This is a genomic window from Shewanella sp. 6_MG-2023 (assembly GCF_030547195.1).
In the GTDB taxonomy this organism is placed as follows: domain Bacteria; phylum Pseudomonadota; class Gammaproteobacteria; order Enterobacterales; family Shewanellaceae; genus Shewanella.
On record NZ_JAUOQU010000068.1, the window covers coordinates 1 to 1,796 of the forward strand.

Annotated in this window: 1 protein-coding gene; it reads right to left on the reverse strand. The window is 48.1% G+C overall.

All coding sequences use genetic code 11. The features are described 5' to 3' along the window. Nucleotides 1-1,796 (reverse strand): cadherin-like domain-containing protein (locus Q4533_RS19555; RefSeq protein ID WP_303503908.1); only part of this gene is annotated, 1,796 nt, incomplete at both ends.

A 1,796-nucleotide genomic window follows, 5' to 3' on the forward strand; every position in this document is an offset into this window, starting at 1 on the left:
CCATCGATGTCGCTCGCATTCGCCAGCAGCTGCTCATCGGTAATGATGATAACGCCGTCTTCATTCATGGTGAATTCGACATCAGGTGCTACTGCAGCGTCGTTAACTGGGTTAACTGTGAGGTCAACGCCTGTCGCCACGGTAGTCGTGCCATCAGAGACATCAAAGCGTAAGTCTAAGTCGCCATTAAAGTCGGCATCAGGGGTAATCGTAAAGCTGCCATCGGGGTTAGCAACGACGGTGGCGTTATCCCCTACTGATAGGTTTTCAGCAGTTAATGTGTCGCCATCAACATCGGTTGCGTTAGCTAGTAATTGCTCCTGGCTGAGGGTAATTGAGCCATCTTCGTCAACCGAATACGCTAAATTACCTGACACAGGGGCATCGTTAATCGGCAACACATCCACTGTCATTTGTGTAGTAACCGTTGCGCCCTCTTCGTCCTGAATAACAATATCCAGTGTCACTTCGCCATGGAAGTTTTCATTAGGGGCAAAGCTACAAGTCCCATCACCATTAACACTGAAAATACCATCAGGGCCTGTATAACTAATCTCAACCAATGAGACATCACCTTCAATATCTGATGCATTCGCTAAGATTTGGCTTTCATTAAATGTCAGCACACTGTCTTCATCGATAGTGTAAGAAATAGGGCCTGCAATCGGTAAATCATTGACTGCGATAACCTCAATGCCTGCATTACCAACAGTGATTGCACCAGCTTCATCCACAACAGACACATCTAAGTTAATATCGCCGTTGAAGTTTTCATTAGGTGAGAAGGTAACCGTGCCATCTTGATTGGTCACTAACACACCATCAGTGCCTGAATAGCTGACACTATCTAGCGCCACTTCACCTTCGATATCAATTGCATTGGCAAGTAACTGCTCAGGGCTTAACGTGATACTGCCATCTTCGTTCATTTGGTATGAAGTAGAACCCGCTACTGGTGCATCATTCACTTCTGCGATTTCGATATCAATGTTGGCTGGGGTCACAACGGTGCCATCACTTACACCAAACTCTAATTGCACATCACCATTGAAGTTTTCATTTGGCGCAAAGCTATGGGTACCATCACCGTTGTCGGTAAGCACACCGTCAGTGCCGCTGTACGTCACCGTATCAACAGATAGGTTATCACCATCGATGTCGCTCGCATTCGCCAGCAGCTGCTCATCGGTAATGATGATAACGCCGTCTTCATTCATGGTGAATTCAACGTCAGGTGCTACTGCAGCATCATTGACAGGATTGACTGTGAGGTCAACACCTGCTGCCACTGTAGTGGTGCCATCTGAGACATCAAAGCGTAAGTCTAAGTCGCCATTAAAGTCCGCATCTGGGGTAATCGTAAAGCTGCCATCTGGGTTAGCCACAACGGTGGCGTTATCGCCGACGCTGAGGTTTTCAGCGCTTAGGCTGTCACCATCAACATCGGTTGCATTCGCCAGCAGTTGCTCTTGGCTTAGGGTAATTGAGCCATCTTCGTCAACTGAGTAAGCGATATTGCCATCAACTACTGGTGCGTCATTAACCGCCAGTGTAGTGATGCCTGCGGTGGTTTCAGCAGTGGCGCCGTCATCATCGATGATGGTGACATCCAGGCTGATGTCACCGTTGAAGTTCTCATTGGGCGAGAAGGTCACTGAGCCATCTTGGTTTTGAACCAGGATACCGTCGGTGCCAGAATATGACACTGAGTCTAGGCTAACGGTGCCATCCACATCGCTTGAGTTCGCTAATAACTGCTCAGCGCTAATGGTGATTTGGCCGTCTTCGTTGACTGT